Source organism: Amycolatopsis balhimycina FH 1894 (assembly GCF_000384295.1).
GTDB classification, from domain to species: Bacteria; Actinomycetota; Actinomycetes; order Mycobacteriales; family Pseudonocardiaceae; genus Amycolatopsis; species Amycolatopsis balhimycina.
The window spans coordinates 4,049,769-4,063,246 of sequence record NZ_KB913037.1; the positions used below are offsets into that span (position 1 = coordinate 4,049,769).

Here is a 13,478-nt window from a genome sequence, read left to right on the forward strand (position 1 = left end):
CTCACCGGATCGAGGATCCGATCGAGATGCCGCCGTCCACGTCCAGGACGACGCCGGTGATGTAGCCGGCCGCTTCCGCGGCTAGAAACGCCGCGGCCTCGGCGATGTCCTCGGGCTTGCCGGTGTGGCGCATCGGGATCTTGCCGGTGAGCTTGTCGCGGGCGGGGCCGTTCATGGAGGCGAGCATGGGGGTCTCGATGAGGCCGGGGGCGATGGCGTTGGCGGTGATGCCGTGGCGCGCGCCTTCGAGGGCGAGGGTGCGGGTCAGGCCGACGATGCCGGCCTTGGCGGCCACGTAGTTGGCCTGGCCGAAGTTCCCGCGCCAGGACATGGAGGAAAAGCTGACGATGCGTCCGTAGCCCTGGCGCTTCATGGGCCCGAAGGCCGTGCGGGCGCAGTGGAAGCTGCCGGTGAGGCTGACGTCGAGCACCGCGTGCCAGTCGTCGTCGGTGATGTCCTCGACCCGGTTGTCGCGGATGATGCCGGCGTTGTTGACCAGGACGTCGAGGCGGCCGAGGCCCTCGGTGACGCCGGCGATCCAGCTGCCGACCTGGGCGGAGTCGGTCACGTCGACCACGTCGGTGCGGAGTTCGGCGGCGATCGTCTCGGCGGCGCGCGTGAGGGCTTCACCGTTGACGTCGGCCAGCGCGACGGCGGCGCCTTCGGCGGCGAACCGGGCGGCCATGGCGAGACCGAGCCCCTGTGCGCCACCGGTGATGGCGACGACGCGTCCGTGGTAGCGATTCATCGGTTGTCTCCATGATCGAGAAAGGCGCGCAGGGCATCGGCGACCGAGCTGGCCGGCCAGTTGTCGGCGAAGGCCGCCAGCTCCTCACGCAGGGCGTGTTCGGGCGCGACGCCGTCGATGCGGTGCAGCAACGTCTTGAGCCGCTGCTGGGCCGGGCCGGCGCGGTCGGCCAGCTGACGGCAGAGGCGGTCGGCCGTGGTGTGCAGGTCGGCTTCGGGCACGATCGCCCGAAGCCAGCCGGTGCCGGCGAACGCGGTCGCGGGCAGCAGCTCGCCGGTGAGCAGGAGCCAGCGCGACAGCCCACGCCCGACCGCACCGGGAAGCCGGACGCTGGACCCGCCGGCCGGGACGAGCCGGCGGGCGAGGTGCCCGTCGCCGATGAGCGTCGTGTCGGCGGCGACCACGACGTCGCAGGCCAGTGCGAGTTCGAGGCCCCCGGCGACGGCGTGGCCGTGGAGCACGGCGACCCACGGTTTGGTGCTGCCCGCGATGCGGGTGAAGCAGGCCGAGACGTCGGTCAGGAAGCCGACCGGGTTGTGGCCGCGGTCGTGCAGGTCCAGGAACTGGCGGAAGTCCCCGCCCGCACAGAAACTCGGCCCGTTGCCCGCCACCGCGACGACCGCGGTGGCCGGGTCGGCCTCGGCGCCGGTGATCTGCTTGTCCAGGGCCTCGATCAGGGTGACGTCGAGGGCGTTGCGCCGCTCGGGACGGTTCAGCCACAACCACCGGACAGGGCCGCATTGCTCGACGAGAAGCGGTTCGGTCACCGTGTCCCCGCGGTAAGTTCCGCTCGCCGTCGGCGCAACAGGTAACGCTGCGTCTTGCCGCTGGGTGTCTTGGGCAGGGCGTCGATGAAGTGGATGGTCCGCGGGTAGGCGTGGGCGGCGTAGCGGGTCTTGACGAACTGCTGGAGTTCGGAGGCCAGCGCCGGGGTCGCCTCGCTGCCGTCGCGGAGGACGACATAGGCCTCGATGACCTCCCCGCGGACATCGTCGGGTGCGCCGACGACGCTGCATTCGGCGACGGCGGGGTGCTGGGCGAGGACGCTCTCGATCTCGAACGGCCCGATGCGATAACCGGCCATGATGATGACGTCGTCGTCGCGGGACGAGAAGAAGAAGTCGCCGTCGGAGTCGACTCGCCCGGCGTCACCCGTGAGGTACCAGCGGCCGCCGGCGGTGAACTTGGCGTCACTCTGCCCCGGGATCTGGTAGCCGCGGAAGGTCATCAGCGGGCTCGCCGCGACGTCGATCGCGACCCTGCCGAGCACGCCCGGTGCGACCGGCTCGTCCCGGTCGTCGGCGAGAACAGTGAGGCTCCAGCCGGGCACCGGCCGCCCCATCGAGCCGGTCTTGAGGGGATGAGCGAGTTCCGAGTGGTGGTGGTTGGCCAGCGGCATGCCGACCTCGGTCTGGCCGAAGTGATCGTGCACGGCAACGCCCAGCGCGGCGCCGGCCCACTCGTTGACCTCCGGGGTCAACGGCTCCCCGGCGCTGGACGCCCGCCGCAGGCACAGCCCCGGCGGCACGGGCAACGAGGAAGAACGCAATCCCCGGTACACGGTCGGAGCGGCGGTGAAGTCTGTGACCCGGTGGCCGGCGAGGGTGCGCCAGGTCGTCTCGACGGAGAACCCGCCGGCCAGCAGAAGGCTGGGGATGCCGGCGGCCAGCGGAGCGACGATGGCGGCGTACAACCCGTAGGCCCAGCCGGGGTCGGCGGCACACCAGTAGCTGCTCTCCCGGGTGACGCCGAGGGCGTACTCCAGGTAGATCTGCCAGCCGGCGATGTACGAGACGGGGTGGATCACCCCTTTGGGTTTGCCGGTGGTGCCGGAGGTGAACATGTGCACCAGCGGGCCGTCTCCGCTCGTGGTGACGGCGGGCACCGGTTCCGGGGACGCCGCGGCGGCCAGGTCCGCCAGAGACGCGCCGGTGACGACGCAGCGCTCGGGGTCGTGCGGCAGGTCCGGCCCCGGGTCGAGCTTGGGGCCCTGGTCCGGGTCGACGACCACGACGTGCGCCCCCGAGCCTTCCAGCCGCAGGGCGATGGCCTGGGGAGCGAACGCGGTGAACAGCGGAACGTAGACCGCGCCGAGCCGCCAGATCGCGAGGATGACCGTGACCAGGTCGGTGCTCTTGCCCATCAGGGTCGCGACCCGGTCGCCGGGACCGACGCCAAGCCCCTGCAACGCCCGCGCGTAGCGGTGCGAGTTCGCGGCGAGTTCGCCGAAGGTCAGGCTCGACGACTCACCGGCGCCGTCGACGACGGTGAACGCGACGCGGTCCGCGGGGTGCCGGTCGCACAGCAACCGAGCCACTTCGAGGACGGGTGCGGTGAATTCCGCGGTCAGTTCGGCGACCCGACCGGCGGCGCTCACTGTTCCTTCCGATCGATGATCGGCAGAACGAGCCGGCTGGGGTGGCTCGGCCCGTGATGGATGTGGTTGATCGCGGGAACCATCTGCTCTTCGGTTTCGCGGGCGATGACGCCGCCGGTGTTGGTGTTGCGGTCGTAACGCGGGAAGTTGCTGCTGGAGACGTCCACGCGGATGCGGTGCCCCGGAAGGAAAACATTGGCCGTGGCGGTCAGGTCGACGGTGATCTCGTAGACCGTGCCGGGTTCCATCAGTTCTTCCGTGGCGAGGCCGTTGCGGTAACGGGCGCGCAGGATCCCGTCGCACAGGTTGATCGCCTTGCCGTCGGGGAAGACGTCGACGAGCTTGGCGGTGAAGTCGGTGTCCACCGCCGACGAGGAGACGAACAGGGTCAAGGAGACCGGCCCGGTGACCTCGACCGGCTCTTCCAGCACGGGACCGGTGAAACATAGGACGTCCTCGCGGCCGGTGACGGTCCGCTGGTCGACCGGACCACCGAACCCCGGCGTCATCGGCAGGCACGCCCCGCCCGCCGTGGGCACCGGGCGGCGCGGGTCGTAGAGGTAGGTGTCGTGCTCGGACGTTGCCGGTGGCTCGGTCGCCAGTACGCCGTCGCCGTCCGCGGTGTTGGCGTGGCCGGCGCTGGTGAGGTGGAAGTCGGTCCAGGTCGTGTCGGGCAGCGGCCAATCCTGCTCGTCGCGCCACTGGTCGATGCCCATCACGAAGATCTTCACCGGCGCCACGTCGTCCAAAGCGGTGGTGTCACCGCGAAGCCAGCAGTCGAAGAACTTCACGTACAGGTCGGTCAGGCCCATCAGCTGGGGCGCGGCCAACGCGCCGAAAGAGCGGTCGGGATAGACGCCGGTCGCGGAAATGTGGTCCCACGGACCGATGATCAGCCGTTGCCCCTCACGCGCCTGCTCACTACCGGCCTGCTGGCGGGCGGTGGTGAAGGTGCGGACGGTCTGTCCGATGTAGAGGTCGTACCAGCCACCGATGTTCAGCGCCGGGACCGTGACGTTCTTCAGCTCGGGCGTGAGCTCCATGGCGTCCCAGTACTCGTCGTGGGACGGGTGGGCCATCCAGTCGTCCCACCACTTCCCGTACGCCGCCAGGACCGGAACCTCGGCCGTCGGCAGCACATCGTTGAGGGACTCGGCGAACACGACCGCCTGACCGAGCTCCTGCACCTGCGCCAAGGAGCCTTCACCGGCGGCCAGGGACCGCTGCGCGTCGGCCGCGTACATCATGGCGTTCCACCACGTGACCAGGCTCAAGGAGAGCGCACCACCCGCGGAGTACCAGGGCGCCTCGTAATTGTCGATCGAGGTGACCGACGGCGCGATCGCCCTGAGGGCCGGGGCGCCGGTCGCGGCGGTCTCCCACTGGACCATCCCCAGGTAGGACGCCCCGTACATGCCCACCGTGCCGTCCGACCACGGCTGGTCGGCGATCCAGGCGACGGTGTCCTCGCCGTCGGACCGGTCGGCCATGTGCGGAACGAACTCGCCTTCCGAGCGGAACGTGCCCCGGCAGTCCTGCACGACCAGCGCGTAACCGGCCTCCAGCAGAGCCATCAAGTTCGGCATGACGCCGACGCCGGCGCCCATCATGTCCTTGCCGTACGGGAGACGCACGAGCAGCGTCGGCCCCTCGCCGTCGGCCAGGCGCCACACGTTGGCGGACAGGGCCACGCCGTCACGCATCGGAATCCGGACATCTATGTCGTATACGTGCGGCATTTCGACGCTCCTCGATGAGCTGCGGCGGTCGTTCGAGATGAAGGGTACGTTAGGCAGCACATCCGTACCCTGTCAATGTACCGACATCGCAGGGGTGCGGTTCCCTCGACGACCGCCGCGGAATGGGCACGAGAAGTGTCACCTGGTGACCATCAGCTGACCGGTGCCCGCCGGGCGATTTGTCGAATCCCGGGAAATGATGGAAGAGCGTCACCGTAAGCAACCGCCGGACCGGAAGGACACGTCATGACCGCCACAGCACCCACTGCACCAGGGGTGCGGTCCTGGTGGGGCCTCGAAGGCGCTACCGGTGGCCGTGTACGTCCACGGCGGCGGGTTCGAGTTCGGCGCGAACACGCAGATCACCTCGAACGCCGCCCCTGACGAAGGAACTCGATATGAACCAACCGACAGCATCCGGCGACACCGCACCGGCGACGATGCGAGCCGTCGTCGTGACCCGTCCCGGCGGCCTGGACGCACTGGAGATCAAGGACGTGCCGGTGCCGGTACGCAAGCCCGGCTGGGTGCGGATCAAGCTGAAGGCGTTCGGCGTCAACGAATCCGAGGTCACCACCCGCAAGGGCGAGTCGAGCCCGGACGTCACCTACCCGCGCGTGCCTGGCATCGAGGGCGTCGGCGTGGTCGACGAGGCCGAAGAGGACAGCGGACTGCGGCCGGGACAGCAGGTGGCCACGACGATGGGCGGGATGGGCCGCTCGTACGACGGCGCGTACGCCCAGTACGTGACCGTCCCCGCGGAGCAGGTCATCCCGTTCGAGACCCGCCTGCCGTGGGAGGTCGTCGGTGCGCTGCCGGAGATGTTCCAGACCGCGTACGGCTCCCTCGCCAACGGCCTCGGCCTGCAGGCGGGACAGACGCTGCTGATCCGCGGGGGCACCTCGACGGTCGGGCTGAGCGCGGCCACGATCGCGAAGGACCTCGGAGCCACCGTGCTGTCCACCACCCGCAGCCCGGAGCGGGCCGGTGAACTGCGGGCCGCGGGCGTCGACCATCCCCTCGTCGACGACGGCACCATCGCCGACCAGGTGCGCGAGCTGGTGCCGGACGGTGTCGACGCCGTACTGGAGCTGGTGGGCTGCTCGGTCCTCGCCGACACCTTCCGCACCGTCCGCCGGCACGGCAAGGTCTGCTTCACGGGAGCCCTGGCGGGCCAGTGGACGATCCCCGACTTCAGCCCGTTCATGATCCCCACCGGGGTGCACCTGACCTCCTACGGCGGGCAGGCCACCGACCTCCCGGCCGACGTCTTCGCCCACCAGCTCCAGGCCATCGCCGAAGGGCGCCTCAAAGTCCCGGTCGCGAAGGTCTACCGAGGTCTGGAGCAGATCCGTGACGCCCAGGCCGACGTCGAGTCCGGCGCCACGCCGGGCAAGCACGTCGTCGTTCTGGGCAATTGACGTCTACAGCCTTTCCGTCAAGCGTCGCTCGCTTCGCGGGCCGCGAAGGCGGCCGGAGTGGAACCGGTGCGGTCGCGGAAGAAGCGCCCGAAGTTCGCGGGATCGGTGAAGCCGAGGTGAGCGGTCACGGCCCGGGCGTCCCACCGCGCGACTCCCAGCAGGCGCCGGGCTTCGAGCAGCCGCCGCTCGTTGATGAGCTCACGCACCCCGGTGCCGGTGGCGTCCTGGGCGGCGCGGCTGAGGGTGCGGACCGAACAGCCGAGCAGCTCGGCGTAGTCCGCGGCTCGGTGCAGTTCGCGGAAGTGCAGTTCCAGGGCGTCCACGAACCGTCCGTAGGTGTCACCCCGGCCCGTGCCGGCCGTCGTGTCGGCGGGGGCGATCCCGGGAGCGTTGGCGAGGCGCAGCAGCAGCGATTCGAGCAGGCTGCGGCGCAGGGCGTGGTGCACATCGAGTGGGCGGCGCCCGAGCGCGCGGTGTTCGTCCAGGAGCTGGAACGCCGTCTGCTGGAGCCACCGGACGTCATCGGGGTGCGGGCTCAGCACGGCGGGCGCGTCGTGCGCGGTGAGCGGGGCCAGGAGGCGGGCGGTACCGGGCGTCAGCACGTCCGGCTCGAACAGGATGAACGGGCCACGGGCGGCGCCGGGCGGATGCCAGCACTGCGCGTGCCCGGGCCGCACCCACAGCCACTGGCCGGGCGCGACGGTCCGCGTGACGTGGTCGACGTCGTGCCGCAGCTCACCCTCGGTGACCAGGATGAGGTAGTGGAACGTGGCCCGGCCCGGACGGGGCGGGTTCCACGGCCAGGCGTCGTGCTGGGCGAAGAAGTCCTCGACGGTGATCACCTCGAGGCCGTACGGAGTACCGACCGGGGGCTGGAAACCGTACAACGGAACCGGCCTGGAGTGTCGCTTGTCGACCATCACGTGTCCGCAGTCTACTGTCTTCTTGATCGGTTTCGCGGGAAGGATGGGACGTGCCCGTAACCCCTGAGAAGGCCGATTACCCATGAACGGATCGACCAAGCAGAAGACCGCCGCCGACTGCGCGGAGGAACTTCCCGGAGCCCGGCTGGAGCATCCCTTCGGCCCCGGCTGGGAGGTCTTCAAGGTGCGCGGCAAGGTGTTCATGCTGATGACCGAGGTTCCGGGGCGCCCGGTCGTGATCCTCAAAGCGGACCCCGGCGAGGCCCTCGCCCTGCGAGAGCGGAACAGCCACATCACCCCCGGCTACCACATGAACAAGAAGCACTGGATCACGCTGGAGGGCGGGGACGGCGTCGACGAGACGCTGGTCGAGGAACTCGTCACAGACTCCTACTTGCTCGTGGTCTCTCACCTGCCCAAGGCCGAGCGGCCGGTCGACCCGCACACCTACGGCAGCGGCACGCGGGCGGCCCGCTGAGCGCGGCCGGCTCCACGGTCAAGTGCGAACCCGAACACGCCCGCGCGAGAACGCGCTACAACTGCCGCGACGCGACCGCCCCGGTGCTCGATGAACGCCGCGAGCTTTCCCTCCGGCGGCCGAGCCCTTGCTCGTGCAACGCTTGTCATGCCCGCACACGTCCGCCTTCGACCCGAGAGTCCGATGGAACCGACCGAACCGACCCTGCCGCTCTTCGACGCGGAGCCCGCGCGGCCACTTGCCGACCGCCTGCGCCCCACGCGGCTGGAAGATGTCGTCGGGCAGGACCACCTCCTGGCCCCGGACGCCCCGCTGGGCCGCATGGTCGCTCAGCACCGCCTCGGCTCCGCCATCCTGTGGGGGCCGCCCGGCGTCGGGAAAACGACCATCGCCCGGCTCCTCGCGGAAGGCACCAACCTGGCCTTCGAACCGGTGTCAGCCACCTTCTCCGGCGTGGCCGATCTGCGGAAGGTCTTCGCCGCCGCGGGAAAACGGCGGGGCGTCGGCCAGGGCACCCTGCTGTTCGTCGACGAGATCCACCGCTTCAACCGCGCCCAGCAGGACAGCTTCCTTCCGTACGTCGAGGACGGCACGATCACCCTGATCGGTGCCACCACGGAGAACCCGAGCTTCGAACTCAACGGCGCGCTCCTTTCCCGCACCCAGGTCCTCGTCCTCAAACGCCTCGACGAAGCGGCGCTGTCCACGTTGCTCAACCGCGCCGAGCAGCTCACCGGCCACCGGCTGCCCCTGGACGACGACGCCCGCCGAGCCCTGATCGCCATGGCCGACGGCGACGGCCGCTACCTCCTCAACATGGCCGAACAGCTTCAGGCCCTCCCGGACACCGGGACGCCCCTGGACACCACGGCGCTCGCCCACCACATCCAGCAGCGCGCCCCGCTGTACGACAAGGCGCAGGAGAGCCACTACAACCTGATCTCCGCGCTGCACAAGTCCATGCGCGGCTCCGACCCGGACGCGGCTCTGTATTGGCTGGCCCGCATGCTCGACGGTGGCGAGGACCCGCTGTACGTGGCCCGCCGCCTGGTCCGCTTCGCAGGCGAGGACATCGGCATGGCCGACCCGCAAGCGGTCCAGCAGACGCTCGCCGCCTGGGACGTGTACGAGCGACTCGGCTCCCCCGAGGGCGAGCTGGCGATCGCCCAGGCCGTCGTCTACCTGGCCACAGCCCCGAAGTCCATCGCCGTCTACCGCGGCTTCAACGCGGCACATCGCGCCGCCCGACGCACCGGCTCGCTGATGCCGCCCGCCCACATCCTCAACGCCCCGACCCGGCTGATGAAGGACCTCGGCTACGGCAAGGACTACGAGTACGACCCGGACACCACCGACGGCTTCTCCGGCGCCGACTACTTCCCCGGCGACATGGACCGCGAGACGTATTACCAGCCCACCCAAAACGGCTACGAGGCCCAGATCACCGAGCGCCTGCGCAATTGGGCGGCCTCGCGTGCTCGCCGACAACGCGGATAACCGGCCGGCTGCCACCGGAGCGAGCCGGATTCGTCACGGGAGTGCCAGCACTCGAATGCTGCTATCAGGGCAACGAAAAGGGCCATCCACTCTACTGTGGACGGCCCTTGACCTGCTGTGGACCTTGGGGAGCTTATTACAACACAAAACCCTAGTTAGAAGCCCTGGAGGCCCTGCTCCGGAAGCTGCCAGACCCCACCAAGCCGACTCCGCTGCCCGTCGACCGCTTCAAGCCACGGCAGGCACGCCGACTCGACGCCAACCACGTTCAGGAACTCATCGTCGGCTACCAGGCTGGAGCGACGGTGTATGAGCTGGGTGCCCGGTTCGGCATCGACCGGCGGACGGTGAGCGCCGTCCTCCGTCGGCACGGCGTGCCGACGCGTCGCCGCAGCCTCCCCATCGATCAGGTCGACACTGCCATCCACCTCTACGCCCTCGGCTGGTCACTCGCACGAGTCGGCGAACACTTGGGCGTCGATCCGACCACCGTCCTGAACTGCCTTCGCAGACGTGGCGTCCGTACTCGCGACGCACACGGACGACCTCGGTCTTGACGTACTGGGATTTCTCCGGTGCACCGTCAGACGGCGGTACGTCGAATCGATCCCACGGAGCTCACTACGCTGACACCTCATGGCAAGGGCTCCGAAGTTCAGCACCCGGATGACCGGTCGATGGCGGATCGTGGCGATGAGTGGCTGGGACCGCGACGCGATCGACCTGGTCGAGCCGGGATACGTCGAGTTCGCCCGGAACGGGACCGGCCAGTTCGGTTTCATCGCCGTCCACGGTCGGCTGGACTGCCGCCCGGTCGAGCGGGACGGCCGCCTCGGCGTGGAGTTCACGTGGGAAGGTTCCGACGAGGGTGATCAGGTCAGCGGACGCGGCTGGGCGATCCTGGTCGACGACGACACGATCGAGGGCCATCTGTTCTTCCACCTGGGCGACGACTCGAGTTTCCGGGCGAAGCCGTTCACCGATGCCGACGAACTGGACGGACCGTGAGCGAATACCAGTACTACGAGTTCGTCGCGATCGACCGGCCACTGGACGACGGTGAACAAGCTGCGGTCCGGTCGCTGTCCACCCGGGCACGGATCTCTTCGACCAGCTTCGTGAACGAGTACCACTGGGGCGACTTCAAGGGTGACCCTCGCCGTCTGATGGAGCGCCACTACGACGCGCACCTGTACGTCGCCAGCTGGGGCACCCACCGGGTGATGCTTCGCCTGCCGTGCGATCTGCTCGATCCCGACGTCGTCGAGGACTACTGCATCGGTGACGAGGTGAGCGCCTGGGTCATGGACGAGTTCATCGTGCTCGACATCAGCAGCGAGGACCACGCCGGTGAGTTCGACTTCGACTACGACCCCGAGAACCTGCTGTCGACGATCGTCGGAGTTCGCGCCGAACTCGCCGCCGGTGATCTCCGGCCGCTCTATCTCGCCTGGCTGGCGGCCTATGGTGCCTGGGAGCGCGATGAAGACGTTTTCGATCGTGATGCTGACGACGATCTCGAACCACCTGTTCCGCCCGGGCTGGGCACGCTCACGGCCGCGCAGCGGGCGCTGGCCGACTTCCTGCACCTCGACGACGATTTGATCGCGATCGCGGCTCAGGCTTCTCCACCACTGGGCAAGACGGCCGATAGCCCTGCTGACCTCACCGTTTGGGCAGCTCGCCTGCCGGTCACCGAGAAGGATCGGCTCTTGGCGCGGGTAATGCAGGGTGAGGCGGCGCGGGTGCAGATGGAGTTGCTGCGTCGTTTCCACGGCGATAGCGCTCCGATCATCCCCGTCCCAGCCCGCCGGACCGTGGCCGACCTGCTCGACAACGCGGCGCGGCGACGAGCCGACCGTGAGCGTCGGCTGGCCGCCGAGCGCGCTGAAGACGAGGTACGCCGGGAACAGGCGCGCCTGCAGGCCCGCGGACGACGACTCGACACACTGGCCGCCGAGGAAGACGCCGCGTGGTCGCGCGTCGAGGCGATGATCGCCACCAGGAAACCCGCCGAGTACGACGCCGCCGTCACCCTGCTCAGCGATCTGCAGGCGCTGGCCGAACGCGACGGCCACTATGACACGTTCACCGCGCGCATGATCGCGCTGCGGCACACGCACGGACGCAAACCCAGCCTCATCGAGCGCCTCGACCGGGTCTCCCTCTGACCGTCCCGTCTACGGTGGGATCCGTGGACGACGATCTCCAGTCAGCGCAGGTCGCGGAGCTCGCGGAGGAACTCGCGCAGCTCCGCGCCTTGACAACGCGGTTGCGTGCGGAGAACGCGCGGCTGTTACGACTGCTGGAGCTGACACCGAAACAAGCGGCTCCGCCCGGCCCGGTACAGACCGGCTTCTTCGAGGCGCACCCCGGCCCGGTCGACCGGCGATCGGCCCCGGAGGTGAAGGTCGATTTCTTCGCTGCCTTGTTCGCCGCGCGCACCGACATCTACGCCACACGATGGGAGAACGCGCGAACAGGCCAGGCGGGTAGGCTGCCAGCGGTGCGCGGCGGCTGGCGCAGGGGTGTGCGGCACGAGGACCGCGACTATTTGCCGCTGAGCAAGGACGTGCTGCGCACACATCTGCCCGGTGACGTGCATGTCGGGCTGTATCCGCTGTTGGACGGCGACCTGTGCTGGTGGCTGGCGGCCGACTTCGACGGCCCGATGGCGATGCTGGATTCCCTGGCCTACCTGAAGGCCGCCAGGGCATGGTCGGTGCCAGCAGCGTTGGAAGTCTCGCGCTCGGGAGTGGGCGCCCATGTGTGGGTGTTCTTCACCGCACCCACGCCCGCGGAAACGGAATTTGTCAAGGTGGGTGAGACCAGTGGGTGTTAGGCGGCTTCGGTTTTGGTCTCCTGGCTGGTGTCGTCGGTGGGTCGGTTGATCCAGACGGTGTCGGGGAGATCGAGCACCTTCGGCGCCGTGGTGATGCCACCGAACCGGTGCGGGTGCCTGGCCCGGGCTTCGGTGAGCACGGCGCGCCGGTCGGCGGCTTTGGCGGTTGCCAGGCCGAAGTGGACGTCGGCGGGGGTGTGCAGGCCGATGCCGGTGTGTCGATGTTCGTGGTTGTACCACTGGGCGAACTCGTCCATGAATTTCCTTGCCTCCGACAGTGACCCGAAGCGTTCGGGGAATTCCGGACCGTATTTCAAGGTCTTGAACAGTGATTCCGAGTACGGGTTGTCGTTGGACACCCGAGGCCGCGAGTGTGACCGTGTGACCTCGAGGTCGGCGAGCAAGACGGCGACAGTTTTGCTGGTCATCGACGTGCCCCGGTCGGCGTGCACGACCTGCGGGACGCCGTGGACGGTGAAGATCTGTTCCATCAGTTCTTTCGCCAGGACACCGGATTCGTGGGCGTGGACATGGACGCCGACGATGAACCGGGAGTAGATATCGATCATCACGTACGCGTCGAAGTAGGTGCCTTTCACCGGGCCCGCCAGCTTGGTGATGTCCCACGAATACACCTGACGCGGTGCGGTCGCGACCAGTTCCGGACAGGCCTTCGCTGGGTGACGCGCCAGCCGGCGGCGTTCCTTGACCTGCTTGTTCTCCGCCAGCACCCGGTACATCGTGGACACCGAGCACACGTAGACGCCCTCGTCGAGCAGCTGGGCATAGATCTGCAACGGCGCCAGGTCCACAAATCGTTCGCTGGTGAGCACCTGGAGTATCCGCAGGCGTTCGGAAACGGTCAGTTTGTTGACCGGTTCCGGCGCCGGATGCGCCATGACCGCCGGCGTGGCCGCGGCGGCGGTCTTGCCGTGCCGGATCGCCGTTGAGCGCGCCAGCCCGGTCAGCCAGGCGGCTTGCCTCGTGGGCACACCATCGGCGGTCATGGACGCGTAGGCGTGGGTCAGCGCTTCTTGCGCTTCTCGTCGGAATCCGCTCTCTCGGAGAGACCTTCCAAGAGAGCGTGCGCTTTTCCCATGATGTCCAGGGCCGTCTCGGTGGTGTTCAGCCGTTTGCTCAAACGGGCGTTCTCCCGCGTGAGCCGCGCGATCTCAGCCTGCTCCGCGGACAGTCTGCCGACCTTCTCGCCGGGCTTTTTGCCCGCCAGCACGCCGGCATCGCGCTGCTTGCGCCACTCGCTGATCAACGACGAGTACAGGCCTTCCCGCCGCAGGTATCCGCCGCCGTCGCCCTGCTCACACGCCGCCTCGTAGGCGTCCAGATGGGCGAGCTTCTCCGACGCGGTGAACGTGCGTCGCCGTGGCCCGTCGCTGCGCGGGTGCTGGGAATCCATCCGCTCATTGTCGCCCTCGACTACCGGGGACATGGTCTT

General features: G+C 68.9%; 13 protein-coding genes. 6 read left to right on the forward strand and 7 right to left on the reverse strand.

The features are described 5' to 3' along the window. Position 1 precedes the first annotated feature (1 nt). Genes A3CE_RS0117655 through A3CE_RS0117670 form a run of 4 tightly spaced genes read right to left on the reverse strand, consistent with a single transcriptional unit; the run spans position 2 to position 4,864 of the window. Positions 2-748, reverse strand: coding sequence for an SDR family oxidoreductase (locus A3CE_RS0117655; protein ID WP_020641433.1), 747 nt, complete (start codon positions 746-748; stop codon positions 2-4). After that, positions 745-1,515, reverse strand: a complete 771-nt coding sequence (locus A3CE_RS0117660) for an enoyl-CoA hydratase/isomerase family protein (protein ID WP_020641434.1) — start codon at positions 1,513-1,515, stop codon at positions 745-747. The genes A3CE_RS0117655 and A3CE_RS0117660 overlap by 4 nt, the downstream gene beginning before the upstream one ends. Beyond that, positions 1,512-3,125: an AMP-binding protein gene (locus A3CE_RS0117665; RefSeq protein WP_020641435.1), complete on the reverse strand. Its 1,614-nt coding sequence runs from the start codon at positions 3,123-3,125 to the stop codon at positions 1,512-1,514. The genes A3CE_RS0117660 and A3CE_RS0117665 overlap by 4 nt, the downstream gene beginning before the upstream one ends. After that, positions 3,122-4,864, reverse strand: coding sequence for a CocE/NonD family hydrolase (locus tag A3CE_RS0117670; RefSeq protein ID WP_026468595.1), 1,743 nt, complete (start codon positions 4,862-4,864; stop codon positions 3,122-3,124). Before A3CE_RS0117670 ends, A3CE_RS0117665 begins: the two co-directional genes overlap by 4 nt. A gap of 398 nt (positions 4,865-5,262) precedes the next feature. Here A3CE_RS0117670 and A3CE_RS0117675 point away from each other — a divergent pair, with 398 nt between their 5' ends. Beyond that, positions 5,263-6,285 (forward strand): alcohol dehydrogenase catalytic domain-containing protein, encoded by a 1,023-nt coding sequence (locus tag A3CE_RS0117675; RefSeq protein ID WP_020641437.1) that lies wholly within the window; start codon positions 5,263-5,265, stop codon positions 6,283-6,285. A 17-nt stretch (positions 6,286-6,302) separates the two neighbouring features. Here the strand turns inward: A3CE_RS0117675 and A3CE_RS0117680 are convergent, their stop codons facing one another. Then, the gene (locus A3CE_RS0117680) at positions 6,303-7,127 is read right to left on the reverse strand and encodes a helix-turn-helix domain-containing protein (RefSeq protein WP_211231853.1); all 825 of its coding nucleotides are present in this window, start codon (positions 7,125-7,127) and stop codon (positions 6,303-6,305) included. Between the two features lie 163 nt (positions 7,128-7,290). Here A3CE_RS0117680 and A3CE_RS0117685 point away from each other — a divergent pair, with 163 nt between their 5' ends. Beyond that, positions 7,291-7,686 carry an MmcQ/YjbR family DNA-binding protein gene (locus A3CE_RS0117685; RefSeq protein ID WP_020641439.1) on the forward strand — a complete coding sequence of 132 codons (396 nt, stop codon included), beginning with the start codon at positions 7,291-7,293 and terminating at the stop codon, positions 7,684-7,686. 183 nt (positions 7,687-7,869) lie between these two features. Then, positions 7,870-9,183, forward strand: a complete 1,314-nt coding sequence (locus A3CE_RS0117690; RefSeq protein ID WP_020641440.1) for a replication-associated recombination protein A — start codon at positions 7,870-7,872, stop codon at positions 9,181-9,183. A 155-nt stretch (positions 9,184-9,338) separates the two neighbouring features. Here the strand turns inward: A3CE_RS0117690 and A3CE_RS56555 are convergent, their stop codons facing one another. After that, entirely contained in the window at positions 9,339-9,611 is a 273-nt protein-coding gene (locus tag A3CE_RS56555) for a hypothetical protein (RefSeq protein ID WP_020641441.1), read from the reverse strand. A 208-nt stretch (positions 9,612-9,819) separates the two neighbouring features. Here A3CE_RS56555 and A3CE_RS0117700 point away from each other — a divergent pair, with 208 nt between their 5' ends. From A3CE_RS0117700 to A3CE_RS0117710, 3 genes are read left to right on the forward strand one after another with little or no spacing between them, the layout of a single operon-like run. Further along, positions 9,820-10,191: a hypothetical protein gene (locus A3CE_RS0117700; RefSeq protein ID WP_026468597.1), complete on the forward strand. Its 372-nt coding sequence runs from the start codon at positions 9,820-9,822 to the stop codon at positions 10,189-10,191. Further along, positions 10,188-11,354: a hypothetical protein gene (locus A3CE_RS0117705; RefSeq protein ID WP_020641443.1), complete on the forward strand. Its 1,167-nt coding sequence runs from the start codon at positions 10,188-10,190 to the stop codon at positions 11,352-11,354. Before A3CE_RS0117700 ends, A3CE_RS0117705 begins: the two co-directional genes overlap by 4 nt. A gap of 23 nt (positions 11,355-11,377) precedes the next feature. Next, on the forward strand, positions 11,378-12,025 hold the full coding sequence (locus A3CE_RS0117710; protein WP_020641444.1) for a TOTE conflict system archaeo-eukaryotic primase domain-containing protein: 648 nt from the start codon (positions 11,378-11,380) through the stop codon (positions 12,023-12,025). Here the strand turns inward: A3CE_RS0117710 and A3CE_RS0117715 are convergent. Next, a protein-coding gene (locus A3CE_RS0117715) for an IS3 family transposase (RefSeq protein ID WP_376741733.1) occupies positions 12,022-13,439 on the reverse strand; the annotation gives its coding sequence in 2 pieces (ribosomal slippage) (positions 12,022-13,076 and positions 13,076-13,439; 1,419 coding nt in all). The two genes, A3CE_RS0117710 and A3CE_RS0117715, sit on opposite strands and share 4 nt — an antisense overlap. Positions 13,440-13,478 lie beyond the last annotated feature (39 nt).

Coding starts and splice junctions, on each gene's coding strand:
- A3CE_RS0117655 (WP_020641433.1), bottom strand. CDS start 748: ATGAATCGCTACCACGGACGCGTCGTCGCCATCACCGGTGGCGCACAG.
- A3CE_RS0117670 (WP_026468595.1), bottom strand. CDS start 4,864: ATGCCGCACGTATACGACATAGATGTCCGGATTCCGATGCGTGACGGC.
- A3CE_RS0117675 (WP_020641437.1), top strand. CDS start 5,263: ATGAACCAACCGACAGCATCCGGCGACACCGCACCGGCGACGATGCGA.
- A3CE_RS0117685 (WP_020641439.1), top strand. CDS start 7,291: ATGAACGGATCGACCAAGCAGAAGACCGCCGCCGACTGCGCGGAGGAA.
- A3CE_RS0117690 (WP_020641440.1), top strand. CDS start 7,870: ATGGAACCGACCGAACCGACCCTGCCGCTCTTCGACGCGGAGCCCGCG.
- A3CE_RS0117700 (WP_026468597.1), top strand. CDS start 9,820: ATGGCAAGGGCTCCGAAGTTCAGCACCCGGATGACCGGTCGATGGCGG.